This is a genomic window from Coprococcus sp. AM11-30B (assembly GCF_027674365.1).
GTDB classification, from domain to species: domain Bacteria; phylum Bacillota; class Clostridia; order Lachnospirales; family Lachnospiraceae; genus Allocoprococcus; species Allocoprococcus comes.
This window is the reverse complement of record NZ_JAQDVB010000021.1, coordinates 25712-47622: the sequence shown is the minus strand read 5'-3', so window position 1 is coordinate 47622 and position 21911 is coordinate 25712. Positions and strand designations below refer to the sequence as shown.

The following is a 21911-nucleotide window of genomic DNA, read 5'->3' as shown; positions in this document are numbered from 1 at the left end:
TTGCATTAATAAAATGTATGAAACATTAAATTTAGGGGTTTCATTCATCTTTTATTTGATTATTTTTAATTATAGCATAAATTCAACCATATGTGGTGTTTTTTTAGTAAAAATACACAATTCTACACCTTTTTCTACAAGTCCGTCTCCGCCATAGAACTGCTTTCCTATCTTCTCTTACCAGTTTCCAGTCATAATATCCGGTTGGTACTCAATCTGTGACACGATCTGTGAGGGCGTATATTTCCAGATTTTCTCTCCTGTATAATCTGCCGCCACAAACATCCCAAAGATAAGGAAACTGATAAACATCCGCGCAAAGAAACTGCTTCCGCCATTTTCTTCTGAAGAATGTTCTCCATATAATCCCCTGTATACATGCTGATACCTTGGATGCACCGCCGGGATACTGCCTTTTCTCCATTTTTGACGTGACATCCTAAGCAACTCCTCGCGGCGTTCCTGTGATTCGTTCATTCCAATCTCTCCCTTCTGCTAAAGCATCCAATTAAAATGAATGTGCCTCGGTGCATTCTACACCGAACGCAGTTACTTGCAACATTCTTCTTTGCGCGAGTGCGCATCTTTGGCAGGTAGTTCTTTTCATTTACCAGAAAGTTCTTTCCCAATTTCAGACAAACAAAAAGGACATATACCTCTACCTCAGTATATGTCCCTCTTTTTTTCAAATATGCTATTTTTACCGTTTTGCCATCTCTTCCATGATGTCATCCCAGGTGATCCCCCGTTCTGCCATCAGCACCATCATGTGATACAGGAAGTCGCACATCTCATATTTGAGTTCTTCCGGGTTCGGATTCTTCGCCGCAATGATGATCTCGGCAGCTTCTTCTCCAACCTTCTTCAGAATTTTGTCAATACCTTTTTCAAACAGATAGTTCGTGTAAGAACCTTCCTTTGGATACTCTTTGCGGTCCATGATCGTATGATACACGCTCTCGAATACCTGCTGCGTATTGATTTCTTCATACTGATCCCCTACGATTGGCTGGAAGAAGCAGGTCGGATTGCCGGTATGACATGCCGCACCTACCTGATCGACTTTTGCAAGCAGGGTATCTTTGTCACAGTCGATGGTCAGGGATTTGACATACTGAAAATGTCCGGATGTCTCGCCTTTTGTCCAGAGACTCTGTCTGCTCCGGCTGAAATAGGTCATCCGTCCGGTTTTCACTGTTTTTTCAAATGCCTCCTGATTCATGTATGCCACCATCAGCACTTCGGACGTCTTATAATGCTGTGTGACAACCGGAAGCAGTCCATCGGAATTTAATTTAAATTCGGAAAAATCCATCAGACTCTCAAAGGATGTCATACGAATTCCTTTCTGGCTGCACTCTTCTTTGAAATCAGCACAATTGATTTCTCTCTGACTCACATACATTCCAGAAAGTCCTTTCACACCCGGACATTCCAGGATCTTAAAAAGTTCTTCCTTTTCCAGTGTATCGGTCACAACCACACACGGAATATCCGTAATATTTACAACGGAATTCAGATCCAGACGGTGCATAAATACAATCTGGCTACTGTAAGTCTGGATCAGATGCTGCTGCTTAAATAATGCATCAAAGTCATTCAGTGACACCGCGATCTTCTCTTTCCCAAACCGCTTTGCCACCGATTCGATCAGTTTCTGTGAATCCGGCTTTGAAAAATTCAGCATGGCACGCTTTGCACCGGTGTAGAGGATTTTCTTCACATCCTCCTGCCGCTTTACATTTCCTCCGGCAACCATCGGGATCCGGATCACGCGGTTGATCTTTTTCATCAGTTCAATGGACTCATCATGATCCTGATCCGTGCTTGACAGGTCAAATACCAGAAGTTCATCCGCCCCGTTATCGCTGTACTCTTTTGCCAGCGCGATCACATCTTCAGATACAACTGTCGGGTCATCAAACCATTTTACCGCCTTCCCTCCAAGAATAAAAATGCAGGGAATCAATCTTTTATAACTCATACGAGAAACTCCTTTTATCTTTTTACAGACTGCCTTTTGTAGACCACACTTCTTTCATCCGTGGTTCTTCGGATACAGCCATATCAAGCGCTTTTCCAAATGCTTTAAACAACGCCTCTGCCATATGATGGTTGTTGCCGCCATCCAGGACTTTCAGGTGCAGGTTCATTGCACCACTGTAGGAAACAGCATAGAAAAATTCTTTTACCATCTCCGTGTCTAGTTCTCCTAATTTATCACAGGTAAATGTGGCGTCAAAATTCAGATATGGTCTTCCGGAAAGGTCGATTGCCGAAAGCACCAGTACCTCATCCATCGGAAGCATAAAATGTCCATACCGCTTGATTCCTTTTTTATCTCCCAGTGCTTTTGCAATGGTCTGTCCCAGCACGATTCCGGTATCCTCGATCGTGTGGTGGCTGTCTACCTCCAGATCTCCGGTAACTTTGACAGTCAGATCAAAAAGTCCATGTCTTGCAAAGCCGGAAAGCATATGGTCAAAGAAACCGATGCCAGTGGAAATGTCAGTCTTTCCTGTTCCGTCCAGATTCAGTGTCATCTCGATCTGTGTTTCTTTTGTCACACGACTGCAGGATGCAACTCTGCTCTCCATCTTTTAGCCCTCCTCTTCAAAACGTACATGGATCGAATTGGCATGTGCAGTCAGCTGTTCCGCTTTTGCAAAGCTTTCGATATCCTTATGTACCTTCTGCAGTGCTTCTCTTGAATAAGAGATGATACTGGATTTCTTAATGAAATCGTCTACAGAAAGCGGGGAAAAGAATTTAGCGGTTCCGTTGGTAGGAAGGATATGGTTTGGTCCGGCGAAATAATCGCCCAGCGGCTCGCTTGCATATTCTCCGATAAAGATAGCTCCTGCATTGCGGATCTTGGTCATCACTTCAAATGGATTTTTTGTCTGGATTTCCAAATGCTCGGATGCGATCTCATTTGCCACGTCGATCACATCTTCCATCGTATCGGCAAGCAGAATATATCCGTAATTATCCAGAGATTTGGAAATGATTTCTGCTCTTGAAAGTTCTTTTAAGAAACCATCTACCTGATCGGATACCTCATGTGCCAGCTTTTCACTTGTCGTAACAAGAATTGCGGAAGCGAGCTCATCATGCTCTGCCTGGGAAAGCAGGTCTGCCGCAACATATCTCGGATTAGCTGTCTCATCTGCCACAACCAGGATTTCACTTGGTCCTGCAATGGAATCAATGCTGACATGACCGTAAACTGCTTTCTTTGCAAGTGCTACATAGATATTTCCAGGTCCTACGATCTTGTCAACCTTCGGGATACTCTCTGTTCCGTATGCAAGGGCTGCAATTGCTTGTGCACCGCCGACCTTGTAGATCTTATCCACACCGGCTTCTTTGGCTGCAACCAGTGTATTCGGACTTACTTTTCCATTTTTTCCAGGAGGCGTTACCATGATGATCTCATCCACACCGGCAACCTTTGCCGGCATCACATTCATCAGTACCGAAGACGGATAAACTGCCTTTCCTCCCGGCACATACACGCCGACTCTGTGAAGCGGAGTGATCTTCTGCCCAAGAATGGTTCCGTCCGGTTTACTGTCAAACCAGCTGTTCTGACGCTGTTTTGCATGATAACTTTCGATATTGTCTTTTGCTTTGCGGATGACTGTAAGAAGTGTATCATCAACCTGCGCATATGCTTCTTCAATTTCTGCATCTGTGACTTCAATCGTATCTGCAGTAAGCTCTGCCCCATCAAATTTGGCAGTGTATGCAAAAACTGCCGCATCTTTTTCTTCTTTTACTTTATCTAAAATTTCTTTTACGCTTGCCTCATACTGTCCATAATTGTTCGGACTTCTTTTCAGCAGATCTTCCAGCAGATTTTTCTTTGTATCGCTGTTCAGCTTTTGTATTCTCATGTGCATTAAGCCTCCCTTTTTAATATACTTCTGAGTTTATAAAGAAGTTCCTTGATCCTGTCATTTTCCAGACGCATGCTGACCGGGTTTACGATCATACGCGCTGATAACGGGCAAACCTCATCGAGAACTACAAGTCCGTTCTCCTTCAGGGTGGATCCGGTTTCCACGATATCCACGATCACCTCTGAAAGGCCAACGATCGGTGCAAGTTCAATCGAACCGTTCAATTTGATAATCTCTACCGTCTGGTGTCTGGTATTATAAAAATAATCCTTTGCAATATTCGGATATTTTGTTGCCACACGGATCAGTTCGTGATTCTCCAGATATTTTTTCGCATCTGCCGGTCCGCATACGCACATCCTGCATTTACCAAAACCAAGATCCAGTACCTCATGTACCTTCTTTCCCGCTTCCAGAATCGTGTCTTTTCCGACCACGCCGATGTCCGCCGCACCATATTCTACATAGGTCGGTACATCCGGTCCCTTCGATAAGAAAAATTTGAGTTTTAATTCTTCATTCACAAAAATCAGCTTTCTGGAATCTTTATCTTTCATTTCCTCACAGGTGATCCCCAATTCTTCCAGAAGCTCCAGTGTCTGTTTTGCGAGCCGCCCCTTACAGAGCGCAAATGTCAAATATCTTGTGTCTTTCATCGTCTCACCCCTACCCTACAATTTTCTCTTCGCCGGTCATCAGGTTCACCATCTGCACATCTCCTTTGCTGCGAAGATACAGCATGCTTCCTGCAAGACTGCGTTTTCCATAATCCACATAGAATTCCAGCGACTTATCCGATGCTTTCTGAAGGATCTGGGTATTCTTGTCCTTTCCTCTGAATTCCATGGCAAGCTGGATTGCATCCTTCAACCGTTCTTTATCATATAAGATCAGGGAACTCTTCTCGCCACTTGAGATCTGGATCTTCTGGCGGGAAAGTGCGCTCATCAGTTCATCTACTACGATCGCAAAACCGATCGCCGGCTCTGCTTTTCCAAACTTTTCAACCAGGTGGTCATAACGTCCGCCTTTTACAATGGCATCCCCGGTTCCAAAAGTGTATCCCCGGAAGATAATACCGGTATAATATCCGTAAATTCCGCTCATGCTCAGATCAAACGTAATGTACTGTTCCATTTTGTAGACAGATAAGATCGCGTATATTTTTTCGAGACGCCGGATTGCTTTCATCGCTTTTTTGCTTGGCGCTACCTTTTTCGCCTCCTCCAGGATCTCCACACCACCGACCATCTCTGAAAGTGCAGAAAATGCTTTTCTTGACACCGGTTTTGCATCAGCCTCTTCTAAAAGTTCGTCTGCACCGAAAAAGTTCCGGTTGTTAATCAACTCACGCAGACGTTCTTCTGTCTCATCATCAATCTCGGATTCCTCGATCAGACTCTGGAAAAAGTCTACATTTCCTATACTGATCTGAAATTCTTCCAGTCCGGCATTCTTCAGACAGTCAATGACAAGTGCCAGCATCTCCGCATCAGCATCCGCCGCATCCAGTCCGATCATCTCCGCGCCCATCTGGGTACTTTCCTTTAATCGTCCCTGATAACTGGAATGATTGATAAATGTATTCCCCATATAGCAAAGCCTTGCCGGGAGCTCATCATCCTTAAACAAAGTTGCCGTCGCACGTGCGATCTGCGGAGTGATATCCGGTCTTAACACCAGTGTGTTGCCGTCTCTGTCAAAAAATTTATATAATTCCCTTGAAGGAATGGTTCCGATCTCTTTTCTGAATACATCAAAATATTCATACATAGGAGTCTGGATATCATGATATCCGTACAAATGCAGAGTCTTATGAAGTCGGTTCTGAAGTGCCAGCTTTTTGGCGCATTCTTCGTGATAAATGTCTCGGACCCCTTCGGGTGTATGTAATAACTGCTTCATAGATTGTAACTCCTCTTTTTTGTTTATTCGTCACTTTAGTATGTTACCATATTAAAACGTGACCTTGTTGTATTATACGAACTTTGACGCGGCTTGTCAAGCCTGCATACTCAGAAGTTCTATCCTGCTAATCTCTTTTCCATGCTTCTTATCTTTCTTCCCGGTGATCCAGATCCTTCTGGAGCATCTCCAGATACGGAACGAATACGCCCTGCCTTAGCTGCATAAAATATTCCTCATCCAGTTCTTCAAAGCGTACGCTTTTCCGTCCGCCCTGCTTCATCCGCTCCCAAAACACTTCTATTTCTTCAAAACGCATGTAATAAAGCAGGTTTTTTGTACTGTAATAGATAAGAAAAAAGGAAATTCCATCCTGTTTTTCAAAATCCCGCATAAAGTTCATCTGGTGTTCATGGATATTGTGTAGTGGAAAGGTATCCATACTGCACTCTTTTGCGTCAAAACATACGGGAATTCCCTGTACTGCTCCAATATAATCGACCGTACTGCGCTGGTCAAAATAGGCCAGCGTGATCTGGCGGTGATCTTTGTCCATTCGTACCGGAGTGATCGGTGTCGGGATTTTCTGAATGAGCGCCAGTCCCTGCTGCTGATAGCGTTCATTCGTCCGGTTAATAAAATCCTCCAGGGTTGAACCTCTTAGCCCTCTTGAATTCCAGGTTCCCATTCTAATCCTTCTCCTTTTATGATGGTTGTAAATCCTTCCGGAAGAGGCGCGGTAAGCTCCTTTTCCGATACCTTTGCAAGCGCATCCTCTCTTTTCGGGAACTGCATTTTCCATGCATGTAAAAGTTGATATTTTAACGCATATTTTTTCCGGAAAATAGAATTGACCTTTGGATTACCATACTTGCTATCCCCGATGATCGGATGACCGGTCGAAGACAGATGTGCACGGATCTGATGGGTCCGTCCCGTGATCAGATGCACCTTCAGAATCGTCTGCTGACCATTATCCGCAAGCGGAATATACTCTGTGGCTATCGGCTTTGCCTCGCCTTTTGCTTCTTTCAGAATTTTCACCTGATTGGTCATCTCATTTTTCAGAAGATATCCTTCGATCTTCTGACGGTCTTTTATCACCCCATCCACGATCGTGAGATAATATTTTTTCACGGTCCTGTCTCTTAAAATCTCGCTGAGCTGCTGTAATCCCGCAAGGCTTTTCCCTGCGGTTACAAGACCACTGGTATTCCGGTCCAGGCGGTTACAGACAGATGGGCGGAAAGTAGCAAGCTCAGCTAGTTTCAGATCGCCTTTTTTCAGCAGATAAGCGATCATATATTCATTCAGGGAAAGGTCAGACGGTGCTGCTTTCTGAGAAAGCATGCCTGATGGTTTGTTCAGGATCAGAATATCCGGATCCTCATAGATTACCGACAGCCGGATGCTGCTTTTCATTGCCCGTGCAAGATCTGCCGGAAGCTGCTTTTCTGCTCCCGGTGCTCCTGCGAATTTCTGCCAGGTATCATCTGAGAGAAATACTTCAACCAGGTCTCCTTTTGTCAGTTTTTCATTTCCCTGCGCTTTTTTCCCGTTTAACTTGATGTTCTTTTTCCGCAGCATCTTGTAAACAAAGCTCATCGGCGCATTACTTAAATATTTTCCAAGAAGCTTGTCCAGACGCTGTCCTGCTTCATTTGCCGAAACGGTTATTTTCTGCATGCTTTTAATTCCTCCTGCCTTTTACAGTGAAATGTCCAGGAGGAGTCCTTTGATCATCTCTTCGTGTTTTCTTGTATCCTGCTGTTCTACAGAAGCAATGTTGTTCATTCCCTCGGCGCGGGTCAGAAATGCTTTGTAATCATGGAAAAGCTTGACCACCACCTTGTCGAACTGGTTCTGCTTCATAATGGATTTGATATGCTTTGCGGCATAGTCCACATCCACTTTTTTCACCGGCACATAGCCACAGATCGTATTGTTGTAAATTGCAACAGCTGCTACCGGCATTGCCTTTTTCTCACTGGTGATCACAAGATCGTATGCAACGGTAAGTTCTTCGGTGACAGCCGAGATTTCAAGCTCAGTTGCCTCATCGATGGAATCATGCGGCATGACCATGATCAGATTGACCAGGATCCGGCTTGCCGGAAGACATCCGAGTACCGCTACTACAGTGAGCAGATTGAGCTTTGTCTTTGTTGTTACATAACCGGCGATTATCAGTGCGGCAACCAGTCCAAAAGAGACAACAGCTTCTAGTATCAATAATCGTTTTCTTCTGCGCAGATAACCTGCATCTCCTTTTTGTATCTTCATCTTGTCTTTCGCTTACTCCTTTGTTATTTTCTCCATCATTGACATGGCTTTTAAGATCATTCCATGCGGAAGTACTTTGGTTGCAGCTTCTGCCCCTTTCATTGCCGTGCCATATACAGAAACCTCTTTTTTGTATTTGGCATCAATGAGCGCCTGCTTTACAACCTGTACCGGATCTGCCATCACAGCCTCTTTCATGCCACCGGGCAACTTCCCTGACACTTCAAAAAACGGGGTGTCCACAGGTCCCGGGCAGACCGCTGTGACGAAGATTCCTTTTTCCTTAAGTTCAGCTGCAAGGCTTCTTGAAAAGCTTAGTACATACGACTTTGTCGCTGCATAAACTGCGAATTTTGCCTGCGGGCAAAAAGCTGCTGCGCTTGCCAGGTTGATGATCCTGGTTCCTTTATGCATCCAGGGCAGACAGGTACAGGTCATCTCGGTCAGTCCCCGGCAGTTCAGGTCGATCATGCGGAGCTGAAGTTTCTTGTCTTCCTTTGCAATCTCCTCTACTGTCCCGGTCTTTCCGAATCCTGCTGCATTGACCAGCATACGGATATCAGGATTCTGATTCTCCAGCCGGTTTTTCACCTGCTTGTATACCAGATCCTCTTCCATGTCCCCTGCAAAGATCCGGATATAGGTCTTGTGGCTTTTCTTGATCTCTTCCAGCTTCTTTTCACTGCGGGCAATCACCCAGATTTCGTCCAGTTCCCTGTAAAAACGTTCAATCTGTCTGACAAATTCTTTTCCCATGCCGGAGGATGCCCCGGTAACAATCGCAATCTTCATAAGCGGTTCTCCTTTCTCCTGTGACTACTTCCGTTTGTGTACATTACGGATGGATTTCTTTTTCTGCGGTCTTGACGAGGACTCACCTCTGTCGTTTCCTGTAAATGCAGGCTTTGTATTCTTATGCCCTGCATTTGAATTTTTATAATTTCCGTTTGGCTTTCCTGGATTTTTGTTATTTCCATTCGGGTTTTTGCTCTTTCGGTCCGTGCCGCCATGAGTTCCGCCATGGTTTCTTCCGCTGTATCCATTCTTCTCCTGCATTTTTTCCGAATGCAGTTTTCTCGGACGAATCAGACATTTTTCATCGAATCCTACCAGATCCATACGGTCCGCAATTCGCAGTGCCTCCATGACCAGATCATAATTCTTCGGGTTCCGGTACTGGATCAGTGCTCTCTGCATCGCTTTTTCATGCGGATTCTTCGGCACATACACCGGCTTCATCGTCCGCGGATCTACACCGGTATAATACATACAAGTGGAAATCGTAGACGGTGTCGGGTAGAAATCCTGTACCTGCTCCGGCATATAACCGAGATCCCGCAGGTATTCGGCAAGCTTTACCGCTTCTTTCATAGTAGAACCCGGATGGGACGACATCAGATACGGAACCAGGTACTGTTTAAGTCCTAGCCTTTTATTGATCTCTTCGTATTTGTGGGTAAAACGTTCATAAACCGCATTTTCCGGCTTGCCCATCATCTGAAGAACCGGGTCTGCTACATGCTCCGGTGCAACTTTCAGCTGACCGCTGACATGATACTGACACAGTTCTTTGAAAAACGTGTCATCCGGATCTGCCAGCAGATAGTCAAACCGGATACCGGAACGAATAAATACTTTTTTAACTCCCGGTATCTTTCTGAGATCCCTGAGAATGCTTAAGTATTCTTTATGATCTGCGATCAGATTTTTACACGGCTTTGGAAAAAGACACTGTTTGTTCGTACATGCCCCGTATTTTAACTGTTTCTTACATGCCGGCGCACGGAAGTTCGCGGTCGGTCCGCCTACATCATGAATATATCCTTTGAATTCCGGATCCTCCGGAAATGTCTTTGCTTCAGCGATCAGTGATTCCTTACTTCGTGTCTGAATGATCCTTCCCTGATGGAATGTCAGTGCACAAAAACTGCAGCCTCCAAAACATCCCCTGTTGCTGATCAGACTGAATTTGATCTCCCGGATTGCCGGAACTCCACCTGCCGTCTCATAAGATGGATGGTAGGTCCGCATGTAAGGAAGTGCGTAGACATCATCCATCTCCTGCCGGGTCAGCGGTTTTGCCGGAGGGTTCTGTACCACATACAGATGATCCGAATAGGGCTCAACCAGCCGCTTTCCGGAAAATGGATCTGTGTTGCAGTACTGTCTGTAAAAGCTTTTGGCGTACAGAAGCTTATCTTTTTTCATCTCTTCATACGGTTCCAGAATCTCTGCATCATACACACTGTCCAGATTCTTGACCTTACAGACCGTTCCATCGATATAAGTAATGTCCTTGATATCCAGTCCGGCATCCAGTGCCTCTGCAATCTCAATGATCGAGCGTTCGCCCATTCCATAAGAAACCAGGTCTGCACCCGAATCCAGAAGAATGGAACGCTTAAGCTGGTTGGACCAGTAATCATAATGTGCAAGTCTTCTAAGACTCGCCTCGATACCACCCAGAATGATTGGTGTCTTCTTATATGTCTGACGGATCAGATTGCCGTACACAACTGCTGCATAATCCGGTCTCTTTCCCATCACTCCGCCCGGTGTATAAGAATCCTGCTGCCGTCTTTTCTTTGATACAGAATAATGGTTGACCATGGAATCCATATTTCCCGCCGACACCATAAATCCAAGCCGCGGCTCTCCAAATTCTGTAATACTTTCTTTATCCTTCCAGTCAGGCTGTGCAATGATCCCCACGCGGAAGCCATGTGCCTCTAAAAGGCGGGTGATGATCGCATGTCCAAAAGACGGGTGGTCTACATAGGCATCTCCGCTTACATAGACAAAGTCTACCTGATTCCACCCCCGTTCTTCCATCTCTTTCCTGCTGATCGGTAAAAATCCATGATTCATTATAATACCTCGTATGTCTGATTGGTAATGTCTTCATAGCTGTGAATAAAATAGTCGGCAAGTTCCCGCTTTTTCGCATCCTGTGGGCGTGAAAACCAGTCGTCCACCGCGCACACACGCATTCCTGCATTTTTCCCGGCGAGGATTCCCATCGGAACATCTTCAAATACCAGGCAGGCAGAAGGCTCTGCACCCAGCTGCCCAGCTGCCTTCAGATAAACATCCGGTGCCGGTTTCCCTTTATTCACTTCGCAGCTTGTACAGATCGTATCGAAAAGATGGGTGATCTGTCTTGCCTTTAAAAATTCTTCCACCAGTTTCCGGTCATTGCTGGTTGCGATTCCTGTCCGGATCCCTTTCTCTTTCAGCATCTCCAGAAATTCCTTTACCCCTGGCTTTAGTGTGACCTCTTTTGTATATTTATCCACAGACATATCATACCATTCTTTTTTGATCTCCTCCACAGTATGCGGAAGCTCCGGAAAAATCTTCAAAAAGTACTGCGCTGTCTCGGTATAGCTCATCCCTTCCATTGCCTCATGAAAATCTTCCGGCGGATTCAGATGATATTTTCTGATATAATCTTCATCTATCGCTGTCCACACCCACATGGAATCTACCAGAGTCCCATCCAGATCAAAAATGACAGCTTTAGTATGCTCTAACATAATTTTTTTATCTCCTCTTCGGTCAGTGACCGGTATTCTCCCTTTGTAAGTGTCTTATCCAGAGCAAGGCTTCCCATAGAAAGCCGCTTCAGATAGATTACCTCTTTGCCGACTGCATGAAACATCCGCTTCACCTGATGGAAACGTCCTTCAGTGATCGTAAGCTCGATTTCCGACTCCTCCCCACTTTTCAGGATTCGAAGATCTGCGCTTTTAGCCGGCGTATCGTCTCCGATATCCACTCCATCTGCAAATGCTTTCACATCAGATTCATCTACCTTTCCCTGTACTTTCGCATAATACACCTTATCCACATGCTTTTTGGGGGAAAGCAGGCGGTGTGCCAGTTCTCCGTCATTGGTGATCAGAAGAAGTCCTTCCGTGTCCTTATCCAGACGTCCTACCGGGAACAGATCATTTCTTTTTTTATCTGTGATCAGATCCAGAACTGTCTTGTCCCGGTCATCTTTTGTTGCGGAAATAACACCTGCCGGTTTATAGAGCATATAATACTCTTTTTTAGTGTATCCAATCTGTTTTCCTTCAAGACTTACTTTCTGTGTGGTCTCATCGATTTTAAGTTCCGGTTTTTTCACCGTCTCTCCATCAACCATAACACGTCCGCTGCGGATCAGTTTTTTGATTTCACTTCTGGTTCCCTGCCCCATCTCGGCAAGATATTTGTCTATGCGCATCATGCAGACTGATTCCTCCATCCAGGCAGATATTTGTTCTTCAAAGTTCCGTTCGTGACTTTTCCCCATCCAAGTGGGAAACCGTCTGTACAGACCAGATGCCAGCCTTTTGCCTTAGCCGGAATCAGATCCTCCACATCGATTGTCTCACCTTTCAGATAACGCATCAGTCGGTTATCATCAGAAGACAAGTTCAAAGTATGCGCGTACTCTTCCATTTTCAGGTTCATCGCCAGTGCCTGGCTCGGTTCAAAACGCTTTTTCTTCAGTTCGCCAAGGAGCAGTCCGCTTCTTAAAAATCTTGCGCCTTTCAGTTCCGGAAGATTCTCCGGCATATAGTACACGCGCTCTCCATGGATATCCAGTCTCCACGGCTTCAGATCCCACTTTACATCACGGAAGAATTCCTCCAGCTCTGCCGGGATCTTCTTCACTTTCTGTTCTGCGACCGGGGAAGACGGGCAGATTGCATCCTCACTCTTTTTCAGCAGTGCGAGGTAATGTCCCTCCCCTTTCATATGATGTGGAAAAATACGGACAGTCTTAGCAAAATCCGGACCCTTTGACTTGGTTACTTCCGGCCTGCCCGGTGCAAATCCTTCATATCCTGCGATTTCCTGAATCTCGAATTCCGGATATTCACCGAGCAGATATTCGATCGTCCCCTCATTCTCCAGTGGATCAAACGTACAGGTTGAATACAGCATCATGCCACCCGGCTTTAACATTCTTGCCGCCTGGGTGATAATGCTTCTCTGCAGCTTCGAGAAAAATTCCGGTCCATGTTCTTCCCAGGCGCGTACCATCTTCTTATCCTTACGGAACATCCCTTCCCCGGAACACGGCGCATCGATCAGGATCTTGTCAAAATAACCGCTGAAATAGCGTTCCAGTCGTCCAGGTTCTTCACTCATGACCAGCATATTGCCGATCCCGAAAACTTCCAGATTCTTTAAGAGTCCTCTTGCTCTGGAGCTGCTGATATCATTTGCGACCAGAACACCTTCGTTCTGAAGCTTCGCTCCAAGCTCGGTTGCCTTTCCACCGGGTGCGGCACAGACATCCAGTACCCGGTCCCCCGATTCTACCGGAAGACGGTTCGCCGGTGTCATTGCACTCGGCTCCTGCAGGTAATAAAGTCCTGCAAAATAATACGGATGCTTCGCAGGAGATATCTTCTCTCCGTCATAGTAAAAACCGTTGTCGATCCACGGGATCGGTGTGATCTCAAACGGACAGATCTTCACAAAATCCTCCACAGAAATCTTCTCCGTATTCACACGAAGTCCGTAATATCTCGGCTCGTCATAACATTTTATATAATCCTCAAATTCATCTCCGAGGAGTGCCTTCATCTTCTCTTCAAATTCATTTGGTAAATTTATCATTCTTTCGTCCTCCATATCATTTAAGTATAGCATAGTTAGAAAGAACAGGAAAGTTTTTTCTCCCCGGCAAGTCTTAAAATCCAATAGGGATTGTAGCTGGTTTCTTTGCCGTCCGGATACAGATAAATCCCCAGATGCAGATGCGTGGCAAACATCCCTTTCGTCCCCTCCGGACCATATCCGGTATTTCCCATAAATCCAATGATATCCCCTGCCTTCACCTCGTCCCCCTCCTGATAACTTCCATAAGAGTCCAGATGTGCATAATAGAAATATGCACCGGACGGTGCGGTAATCCCGATCCTGTATCCTCCCTTTTCCAGCCAGCCTCTTGCCGATACTACCCCATCTGTCATACTCACAATCGGATAGAGACCGGGGATATCTTTCGATGCCATCAGATCACAGCCTTCATGTCCCCTTTTTCCTCCGTAGGTGCGCTCTCCCATCCAGCTGTCCACAAAAGATACCTGATACTGTGGATGTTTCGGTGATTCCGGAACAGGAAAATAGCGGATATCATTCCAAAGAGCTGTACAGATCTTTTCAAAAGATTTCCACTCTTCTTTTTCCGACCATTTTTCAAACAGCTCTTTTTCGTCATCCTGTGGAAACAGGCTGTTTTCCAGAAAATAAATGGCATAAAGTCTTCCTCTTTTTTCATGATCTGTCTTCGCAAGAACCTGGAAAAACGCCTCCTCCATCCCAAGCTTTCTGAATTCTTCTGTGCTTCCTGTTTTTAGGTTCAATCGGTTTTTTTTAGCTTTCTCGTCGATCTGTATGCTTGCTGCCACGCAAAAAATCAGCAATAAAAAAAGGAGCAGAAGCGATCTGCGTTCCAGTCTTTTTTTCAAGATTTCTCCATTTTTCTTTTATTCTATTCACACTGAATCTCTTCTATGCACATGTGCCCCGGTATATCTGTCTGCGTTTTTTCATAAACTATTGCAAAAGAATACGACAGGTATACACGATGAAAACAAAAAAACTGTCTGTGTTTTTTCTGATCGGACTTTTCCTTCTGATGCTTTTTTCCCCGGAAACTGTTGCCACAGGTGCCGCAAACGGACTGCTGCTCTGGTATAGGCAGGTGCTTCCGGTGCTCTTTCCTTTTCTTCTTATAACCGGTCTTATGATCCGCACAGAGAGCATTTCCCTGATCAACCATACCCTTTCTCCGATTCTGAAGCCTTTTCTTGGCATTTCTGAAAATGCTTCTTTTTCGGTGGTCTGTGGATTTCTCTGTGGCTTTCCAGTAGGGGCAAAATCCTGCTCTGACCTGACTGATAAAGGGGAAATTTCTTCTGCTGAAGGAGAATACCTGCTTTCCTTCTGTAACAATGTCAGTCCTGCGTTTCTGACCGGGTATGTGGCAGTACAGAGCCTCAAGCAGCCTGAAATGGCGCAGATCTGTCTGCTTTTTCCTATCCTTGCCGCACTGTGCTGCTCTTTTTTGTTCCGCAGATGGTATCTGCCGCGGAATCCTTTTGCGGTCGTAGGAGAACAGGCTGATCCCAGACAATTTCTTCCTTTTTCCGAGGCTCTTGACAAAAGTATTCTGTCAGCATGTGATTCCATAACGAAAATCGGCGGATATATGATCGTTTTCTCAGTGCTCATTTCTTTTATGGAAAAACTTTCCTTTCAGAATTTCTTCTGGAAATTGTTGCTTCTTCCCGGAGTGGAACTGACCGGGGGAATCCGCATGCTCTGTCAGCTGGACCTTACTTCTGAACTGCGGTTTCTTCTCGTTATGGCGCACTGTTCTTTTGGAGGAGTCTGCGCGCTTTTCCAGACAAAATGCATGATCCGATCCCAGAACTGGTCTTTTCCTCGCTATATAGCAGAAAAGCTGATTACCGCAATGGTAACCAGCCTGTTCGCTTTTTGCTATATGAAATTGTTCGGATAAAGAACTTATTCTCTCTGTCCCTGGTCCGTCTGTCCGGCTTCTCCGCCGAATTCTGCTTCCAGTCCGCGTGAGGACTTATCCGGAACTTCCAGTTCTGCACGGTTGTTACGGACAACATCATAACATTCCTGAAGGGATGTTACCAGACTGTCATACTTGCTTGTGTAACTGTTCAGTGTATGACCGATGATGCTTTCAGCATTGGCAAGAAGATCATCTGTATACTGCACTGCCCCGATACGAATATCGTTGGCATCATTAGTCGCATTATCCAGAATCTGCTGTGCCTGGTCTGTTGCTGCCATAACGATCTCGTTTGCCTGTGCGTATGCCTGCTGCATGATCTCATGCTCGCTTACCAGTTCACTTGTCTGTGCATGTGCTTCTTCAATCATGCTTTCTGCTTTCTGTTGTGCATCCGCAAGGATCGCATCCTTGTTCGCAATGATCTTCTGATAACGCTTGATCTCATCAGGTGTCTTCATACGAAGTTCACGGAGAAGTTCATCGATCTGGTCTTTATTCACGATAATCTTTGTAGTTGATAATGGCTGAAACTTACAGCTGTCAATGTACTCTTCAATTTCTTCAATAATCTGCTCAATACGGCTGCTCATAATTTTGCACTCTCCTTCTTGTCACAGACCTACTGTGACATCTTTTCTTTTATACTTTTGGCGACAGTCTCCGGCACGAACTGGGAAATATCCCCTCCGAAAGCTGCGACTTCTCTTACGATTGTAGAGCTAAGGTAAGAATACTTGAGATTGGTTGTAAGGAACATGGTTTCTACTTCCGGTTCAAGCTTATGATTCGTCTGTGACATCTGGATCTCATATTCAAAATCTGTGATCGCACGCAGTCCGCGAATCACAAGACGTGCCTTTTGCTGTCTTGCAAATTCTACAAGCAGCCCGTCGAAAGGCACTACTTTCACATTATCGAGATCTTTTGTCACTTCCTTTAACATTTTAACACGTTCTTCTACAGAAAACAACGGGGTTTTTGCTTTATTCATCAATACTCCGATTATAAGTTCGTCTACAATTTTACTGCTCCGGGTAATAATATCCAGATGTCCGAAAGTTACCGGGTCAAAGCTTCCCGGATAAATCGCTCTTATCATGAGTCTACTCCTCCACAGATATAAATACATGCATATTAGTCTTGTATTTCTTTTGTTTGATCATTAAAAAACCAAGTTCCTCCAAATAAGAAAAATCAGTCGCCAAAGATGCTTCCACGATGATCAGTGCATCCTTTTCCAGCAAGTCTGATTTTGCAAGATAAGTAAGCACCTCTTTTTCCAGCATATGGTTGTACGGTGGATCCATAAACACATAATCGAATTTTTCTCTTCCATCCAGCCTGCGAAGTGCCGAAAATACATCCTCCCGGATTACTTCCGCCTGGTCTTCAAGCTGTGTCTTTTTCAGATTCTCCATAATGCACTGGATTGCATTCGGATTGTTTTCCACAAAAACCGCCTTTTTTACACCTCGGCTGATCGCCTCAATCCCGATTGCCCCGCTTCCGGAAAAAAGATCCAGAAATGTACAGTCGCAGAGTCCGTGTGCGATCATATTGAATAAGGTTTCTTTGGTTCTGTCGGTTGTCGGACGTGTCTCCATTCCTTTTACCGTCACAAGTGGTATTCTTCTGGCTTTCCCTGCTATGACTCTCATCTTATCGTTCTCCTGATTTATGATGTCAGAAACTACTCCATCATTCCAAAACATAGGGTGTTTTGTCTTTTAACCCTGACAACATATTATACTTATTTGTGATTATTTTGTCAATTTCCCCGCTTGTATTTTACCAGATACATTTTTTATATCTGTCTTTTTTCAGATACAAAGCTCTACTTTTCCGACTCCATATGTGCCTGATGGACAGTGATCTGCTGATATGGAATATCAATATGATTTTCATCCAGTGTCAACTTGATATTTTCCAGCATCCGCCATCTTGTCGGCCAATACTCTTCACTTTTTACCCAGGCACGGACACCAAGCACCACTGAACTGCTCCCAAGCTCATTTACAAAGACATTATGTTCCATACTCTGGATGACGGACGGATCATTTTTTACAAGTCCCTGCAACAGTTTCTTGGCAAGGCGCAGATCCGCTTCATATGTAATATCCACCTTCAGATCCAGCTGACGGTAATCTTTGTCCGTCACATTGGTAAGGCTTGTGTTGGCAAGTGTTCCATTCGGCACAATGATCGTCTTGTTGTCAATGGTGGCAAGCTTAGTGTAGAAGATCTGGATCTCTTTGACCGTTCCTTCATTGCCATGGCTGTCTTCTATAATATAATCCCCGACAACAAAAGGCTTCAAAAATAAAATCAGCATCCCACCGGCAAGGTTGGAAAGACTTCCCTGCAGGGCAAGACCAACTGCCACGCCTGCCGATGCAACCGTTGCTGCAATCGATGCAGATTCTACACCGAGCGAATTGATAATTGCCAGAAACAGCAGAATATGAAGTCCGTATTTCAACAGAGAATCCACAAACTGTCTTGCACCGGTATCCGAATTGGCGCGTTCCATGGATGCCCGCGTAATCTTGCGGATCCAGTTGATCACCTTATGGCAGATGATGAATATGAGCAGCGCCATCAGAATCCGGATTCCAAACGCAATCAGGTCCGGACCTTTCTCCTGAATGAATTTGTTAAATCCGGTGATTGTATCCACCGTATCCTGCACGGTCTCCTCTACCTCACTTCCTGCGGCTGTCTGTGTCAAAAGCATGTTTTATCCCTCCTTCAGTGCAATAAATGCTGCAAGATTCCCCCTCTTTCCTTTGGATGCGCGATGGGAAAATAAAAGCTCCGGGTTGCAACAGGTACACACATTAGTAACCGCCATATGTTCCGGTCTGATCCCTGCATCTGTGAGAACCAGTTCATTTGCCTTCCAGAGATCCAGCTGGAACTTTCCATTCTCCTTGGCATAGAACAGACGGTCATATTCAGACTCTCTGAAATTTGCGCGGAACATATCGATCACATCTTCACTGACTTCATAGCATTCCTGACAGATGGACGGTCCCACACAGGCAAGGATATTCTTTGGATCACAATTGAATTCTTTCTGCATCTTTTCAACCGTCACCTGTCCCATCCGGTTCACGGTGCCTCTCCAGCCGGAATGGCTGGATGCTACCACCTTTTTCACCGGATCCAGAAACAGAAGCGGTACACAGTCCGCGTAAAATGTTACCAGACAGATCCCCGGTACATTTGTGATCAGTCCATCTACATCTGTGTAATCTTTTTCTCTTGTAACACCTTTGCCGGCATCTTCTCTTGTCACGATCCGTACGTTCGTCGTATGGGTCTGATGTGTGCAGACCATATGCTCCGGCTTCACGCCGATTGCAGCTGCCATTCTTCTGTAATTCTCGTCCACATACGCGGGATCATCCCCTCTGGTATAACTAAGGTTCATGCTTCCCAGGAAACCTTCACTCACTCCTCCAAGTCTGGTCGAAATTCCATGTTCTACAAGCCCTTCCTTTTCAAGGATCGGATATTTGAGAAATGGTACGCCAGCACTTATGCATTCGTCAAAGATATGCTCCTCGTTTTTATATTTTAATCCTATTTTCATCTGTATTCTCCCGTATTGTGATATCTGCAGGTAGCCATCTGCCTTTCCCCGGTATCATAACTCATACAATTCCAAAATCTCCGCAGTACTCAAATGCATTTTTCCGCAAAGAAATCTTATTCCCCGCGATTCCTATTACATCGAAGCGGCATGGTATCTCTGTGCAGCCGTTCTTCATCAGATAATAAACGGCTGCTCCGGACAGGCGCATCTGTTTGGGCACAGATACCGCCTCCAGAGCAGCCGAAAGCCCTCCTGTTTTGCGAAATTTCACCTCACAAAAGACCAGATATTCTCCGTCTTTTGCAACAATGTCAATCTCCGCATAACGGCAGCGGAAATTATACTCCAGTATCCGATATCCTTGCTTTTCCAGAAATTCACCTGCTATTTTTTCATATTTTGTACCGGTCCTTCGCCGGTTTTTTTCATTCTCCAATCGCCTTTTGGATCTGATCTTCTACCTGTTCTGACGGATTTTTATACGAAGTGTCCGATAAAACTTCTTCTGTGGATCAGTGTCGGTCCAAGCGTCTGAAGCGCTTTGATATGTTCTGCTGATCCATAACCTTTGTTGGACGCGAATCCATATCCCGGAAGTACCTTATCATACTCTTCCATCAGACGATCTCTTGTTACCTTTGCCACAATACTTGCTGCAGCGATGGATACGCTTTTCGCATCTCCCTTGATGATTGGAACCTGTGGAATCACAACCTCCGGAATGGTAACTGCATCATTTAAAAGCAGATCCGGCTTGACTTTCAAATTGCCTATCGCCTGGCGCATGGCTTCGTAAGTTGCCTGCAGAATATTGATCTCGTCAATCCTTGCAGGGGAAGCCATCCCGAGACCTACCGCAACTGCTTTGTCCATGATCTCATCATAAAGCTCATCTCTTTTTGCTGCGGAAAGCTTCTTGGAATCATTTATATAAAGGATCTCGCACTCTTTGGGCAGGATCACGGCTCCTGCAACCACCGGACCCGCAAGTGGTCCCCTTCCCACCTCGTCAATTCCACAGATAAACGCATGGTCAGCATATTTTTCTTCGTACTGACGCATTTTCGCAAGGCGCTCTTTTTCGGCAAGCAGCTTTTCCTTCTGCTTTCTGTACTTTTCCAGAAGCTTTTGCACTCCGGCTCTGTCATCCGGCGCATAGACCTTCATCAGCTGCTCCTTTTCGGCATCCTCTGCCATTTTTAAACGGCTGTCGATCTCTTTGATACTTTCTTTACTCATGCTTTATCACTCCGATTTTGTTGAACGGATAAATTCTTACCCAGGCACGCCCGATTAGCATATCACGGGTAAGTACACCCACACTTGCCACACGACTGTCCGAGCTGTGATTCCGGTTATCTCCCAAGACAAAATATTCATCATCTCCCAGTTTAATCGGCTCTGCTGCAATTCCCGGATCTTCCATCACCTCTGCACCATAATGTTCATCCAGCTTTTTGCCATTAATATACATATATCCATCGATCACCTGCACAGTCTCACCGGGCAGTCCAATGATACGTTTGATATAATAGGTATTCTCTGCATGCTGGTAAGGGAATACAATAATATCATATCTTTCCGGATCGCGGAAGCGGTAGCTGAGCTTATCCACGATCAGGTTATCTCCGTCTGAAAGTGTCGGCTCCATTGAATGACCGTCTACTTTTGTGCGCTGTCCGACAAAGGTGACGATCACCCATGTCAGCAGAACAATGACCAGAAGATACAGAAGAGTTCCTCCCAGTGATCTCCATATACTCTGCTCCTGCTCCGGAGCTTCTTCCTTGTTGTCTCCCTTACTCATTTGTATACTCCTTTACAAATTCAAGTGTGATCCTTCCGAGTCTTCCATTTCGGAAATCATCCAGCAGCATACCAGCTGCTTTTGCGGTATCTAATTCATTTCCACGCACCAGACAATGGCGGCTCTCAGCAATTGCTTCCAATACACTGTAGCTGTTCTGCTTTTCGTTGATCGTATATTTCTCAGCAAGAACACCCGGATAAGCATCCTGCATAAAGCTGATCAGCTCCGCCGCAAGCTCTTCCAGATTCATGATCTCATCCTTGATCGACCCGATAAATGCAAGGCGCAGTCCCACCTGCTGGTCCTCAAACTTCGGCCAGAGAATTCCCGGTGTATCGAGAAGCTCTACGTTCTTGTTTAGACGGATCCATTGCTTTCCTTTGGTCACACCCGGTTTGTTACCGGTCTTTGCACAGGCTTTTCCGGCAAGTGCATTGATAAAAGTAGACTTTCCGACATTCGGGATTCCGACTACCATCGCACGGACCGGACGGTTCAGAATCCCTCTCTTACGGTCACGCTCTGTCTTTTCTTTACATGCTTCCTGGATTACCCCCTGAATAGACTTAATCCCACCGCCTTTACGGGAATTAACCTTAACTGCCGAATATCCTTTTCCGCGGAAATAGCCGATCCACTCTTCTGTCTGCTTCTCATCTGCAAGATCTGCCTTATTGAGCAGGATCAGTCTTGCTTTATTCTTTCCAAGTTCATCGATGTCCGGATTCCGGCTGCTCATCGGAACTCTTGCATCAACCAGTTCGATCACAAGATCGATCAGTTTGATATTCTCCTGCATCATCCTTTTGGCCTTTGTCATATGCCCCGGATACCATTGAAAATTCATCCAGT

General features: G+C 45.3%; 25 protein-coding genes. 1 reads left to right on the top strand and 24 read right to left on the bottom strand.

All coding sequences use genetic code 11. From position 1 onward, the window contains the following. Nucleotides 1-177 precede the first annotated feature (177 nt). From PGU50_RS13795 to PGU50_RS13725, 15 genes are all read right to left on the bottom strand, one after another. Nucleotides 178-477 carry a hypothetical protein gene (locus tag PGU50_RS13795; protein ID WP_008370556.1) on the bottom strand — a complete coding sequence of 100 codons (300 nt, stop codon included), beginning with the start codon at nucleotides 475-477 and terminating at the stop codon, nucleotides 178-180. Nucleotides 478-700: 223 nt separating this feature from the next. Then, nucleotides 701-1984 carry a bifunctional phosphoribosyl-AMP cyclohydrolase/phosphoribosyl-ATP diphosphatase HisIE gene (hisIE, locus tag PGU50_RS13790; protein WP_270203537.1) on the bottom strand — a complete coding sequence of 428 codons (1284 nt, stop codon included), beginning with the start codon at nucleotides 1982-1984 and terminating at the stop codon, nucleotides 701-703. 22 nt (nucleotides 1985-2006) lie between these two features. Beyond that, nucleotides 2007-2597, bottom strand: a complete 591-nt coding sequence (gene hisB / locus PGU50_RS13785) for an imidazoleglycerol-phosphate dehydratase HisB (protein ID WP_022220612.1) — start codon at nucleotides 2595-2597, stop codon at nucleotides 2007-2009. Nucleotides 2598-2600: 3 nt separating this feature from the next. Continuing rightward, nucleotides 2601-3899, bottom strand: a complete 1299-nt coding sequence (hisD, locus tag PGU50_RS13780) for a histidinol dehydrogenase (RefSeq protein WP_118199182.1) — start codon at nucleotides 3897-3899, stop codon at nucleotides 2601-2603. Nucleotides 3900-3904: 5 nt separating this feature from the next. Beyond that, nucleotides 3905-4561, bottom strand: coding sequence for an ATP phosphoribosyltransferase (gene hisG / locus PGU50_RS13775; RefSeq protein WP_022220614.1), 657 nt, complete (start codon nucleotides 4559-4561; stop codon nucleotides 3905-3907). 10 nt (nucleotides 4562-4571) lie between these two features. Further along, complete coding sequence (hisZ, locus tag PGU50_RS13770; RefSeq protein WP_270247209.1) at nucleotides 4572-5810, bottom strand: ATP phosphoribosyltransferase regulatory subunit; 1239 nt, start codon at nucleotides 5808-5810, stop codon at nucleotides 4572-4574. A gap of 148 nt (nucleotides 5811-5958) precedes the next feature. Further along, nucleotides 5959-6498: a Holliday junction resolvase RecU gene (locus PGU50_RS13765; protein WP_008370565.1), complete on the bottom strand. Its 540-nt coding sequence runs from the start codon at nucleotides 6496-6498 to the stop codon at nucleotides 5959-5961. After that, the gene (locus PGU50_RS13760) at nucleotides 6471-7496 is read right to left on the bottom strand and encodes an RluA family pseudouridine synthase (protein WP_270247208.1); all 1026 of its coding nucleotides are present in this window, start codon (nucleotides 7494-7496) and stop codon (nucleotides 6471-6473) included. The genes PGU50_RS13765 and PGU50_RS13760 overlap by 28 nt, the downstream gene beginning before the upstream one ends. 21 nt (nucleotides 7497-7517) lie before the next feature. After that, nucleotides 7518-8093, bottom strand: coding sequence for a hypothetical protein (locus tag PGU50_RS13755; RefSeq protein WP_117834734.1), 576 nt, complete (start codon nucleotides 8091-8093; stop codon nucleotides 7518-7520). A 12-nt stretch (nucleotides 8094-8105) separates the two neighbouring features. Continuing rightward, the gene (locus PGU50_RS13750) at nucleotides 8106-8885 is read right to left on the bottom strand and encodes an SDR family NAD(P)-dependent oxidoreductase (RefSeq protein WP_055260535.1); all 780 of its coding nucleotides are present in this window, start codon (nucleotides 8883-8885) and stop codon (nucleotides 8106-8108) included. Between the two features lie 24 nt (nucleotides 8886-8909). Continuing rightward, a complete protein-coding gene (locus tag PGU50_RS13745; protein ID WP_270247207.1) occupies nucleotides 8910-10961 on the bottom strand; it encodes a YgiQ family radical SAM protein in 2052 nt (683 codons plus the stop codon). Beyond that, on the bottom strand, nucleotides 10961-11629 hold the full coding sequence (locus PGU50_RS13740; protein ID WP_055157179.1) for an HAD family hydrolase: 669 nt from the start codon (nucleotides 11627-11629) through the stop codon (nucleotides 10961-10963). The genes PGU50_RS13745 and PGU50_RS13740 overlap by 1 nt, the downstream gene beginning before the upstream one ends. After that, nucleotides 11623-12327 carry a pseudouridine synthase gene (locus PGU50_RS13735; RefSeq protein ID WP_270247206.1) on the bottom strand — a complete coding sequence of 235 codons (705 nt, stop codon included), beginning with the start codon at nucleotides 12325-12327 and terminating at the stop codon, nucleotides 11623-11625. The genes PGU50_RS13740 and PGU50_RS13735 overlap by 7 nt, the downstream gene beginning before the upstream one ends. After that, nucleotides 12324-13709: an RsmF rRNA methyltransferase first C-terminal domain-containing protein gene (locus PGU50_RS13730; RefSeq protein WP_270247215.1), complete on the bottom strand. Its 1386-nt coding sequence runs from the start codon at nucleotides 13707-13709 to the stop codon at nucleotides 12324-12326. The genes PGU50_RS13735 and PGU50_RS13730 overlap by 4 nt, the downstream gene beginning before the upstream one ends. A gap of 38 nt (nucleotides 13710-13747) precedes the next feature. Further along, complete coding sequence (locus tag PGU50_RS13725; RefSeq protein WP_270247205.1) at nucleotides 13748-14566, bottom strand: M23 family metallopeptidase; 819 nt, start codon at nucleotides 14564-14566, stop codon at nucleotides 13748-13750. 119 nt (nucleotides 14567-14685) lie between these two features. Between PGU50_RS13725 and PGU50_RS13720 the strand changes: the two genes are divergently transcribed. Then, nucleotides 14686-15624 (top strand): nucleoside recognition domain-containing protein, encoded by a 939-nt coding sequence (locus PGU50_RS13720; protein WP_270247204.1) that lies wholly within the window; start codon nucleotides 14686-14688, stop codon nucleotides 15622-15624. 5 nt (nucleotides 15625-15629) lie between these two features. Here PGU50_RS13720 and PGU50_RS13715 read toward each other — a convergent pair whose 3' ends face one another. The 9 genes from PGU50_RS13715 to ylqF all read right to left on the bottom strand — a co-directional run bounded on the left by PGU50_RS13715 (nucleotide 15630) and on the right by ylqF (nucleotide 21906). Next, entirely contained in the window at nucleotides 15630-16241 is a 612-nt protein-coding gene (locus PGU50_RS13715) for a hypothetical protein (protein ID WP_008370579.1), read from the bottom strand. A gap of 29 nt (nucleotides 16242-16270) precedes the next feature. Then, the gene (gene coaD / locus PGU50_RS13710) at nucleotides 16271-16750 is read right to left on the bottom strand and encodes a pantetheine-phosphate adenylyltransferase (RefSeq protein WP_195502716.1); all 480 of its coding nucleotides are present in this window, start codon (nucleotides 16748-16750) and stop codon (nucleotides 16271-16273) included. A gap of 4 nt (nucleotides 16751-16754) precedes the next feature. Next, on the bottom strand, nucleotides 16755-17363 hold the full coding sequence (rsmD, locus tag PGU50_RS13705; protein ID WP_082421123.1) for a 16S rRNA (guanine(966)-N(2))-methyltransferase RsmD: 609 nt from the start codon (nucleotides 17361-17363) through the stop codon (nucleotides 16755-16757). Between the two features lie 122 nt (nucleotides 17364-17485). Beyond that, complete coding sequence (locus PGU50_RS13700) at nucleotides 17486-18385, bottom strand: mechanosensitive ion channel family protein (protein ID WP_270247203.1); 900 nt, start codon at nucleotides 18383-18385, stop codon at nucleotides 17486-17488. A 3-nt stretch (nucleotides 18386-18388) separates the two neighbouring features. Next, a complete protein-coding gene (pgeF, locus tag PGU50_RS13695; protein ID WP_270247202.1) occupies nucleotides 18389-19246 on the bottom strand; it encodes a peptidoglycan editing factor PgeF in 858 nt (285 codons plus the stop codon). 61 nt (nucleotides 19247-19307) lie between these two features. After that, the gene (locus tag PGU50_RS13690) at nucleotides 19308-19685 is read right to left on the bottom strand and encodes a YraN family protein (RefSeq protein WP_022220621.1); all 378 of its coding nucleotides are present in this window, start codon (nucleotides 19683-19685) and stop codon (nucleotides 19308-19310) included. Nucleotides 19686-19726: 41 nt separating this feature from the next. Then, on the bottom strand, nucleotides 19727-20488 hold the full coding sequence (locus PGU50_RS13685) for a ribonuclease HII (protein ID WP_270247201.1): 762 nt from the start codon (nucleotides 20486-20488) through the stop codon (nucleotides 19727-19729). Beyond that, nucleotides 20481-21056, bottom strand: coding sequence for a signal peptidase I (gene lepB / locus PGU50_RS13680; RefSeq protein WP_117558649.1), 576 nt, complete (start codon nucleotides 21054-21056; stop codon nucleotides 20481-20483). Before lepB ends, PGU50_RS13685 begins: the two co-directional genes overlap by 8 nt. Beyond that, the gene (gene ylqF, locus PGU50_RS13675) at nucleotides 21049-21906 is read right to left on the bottom strand and encodes a ribosome biogenesis GTPase YlqF (protein WP_008370590.1); all 858 of its coding nucleotides are present in this window, start codon (nucleotides 21904-21906) and stop codon (nucleotides 21049-21051) included. Before ylqF ends, lepB begins: the two co-directional genes overlap by 8 nt. Nucleotides 21907-21911 lie beyond the last annotated feature (5 nt).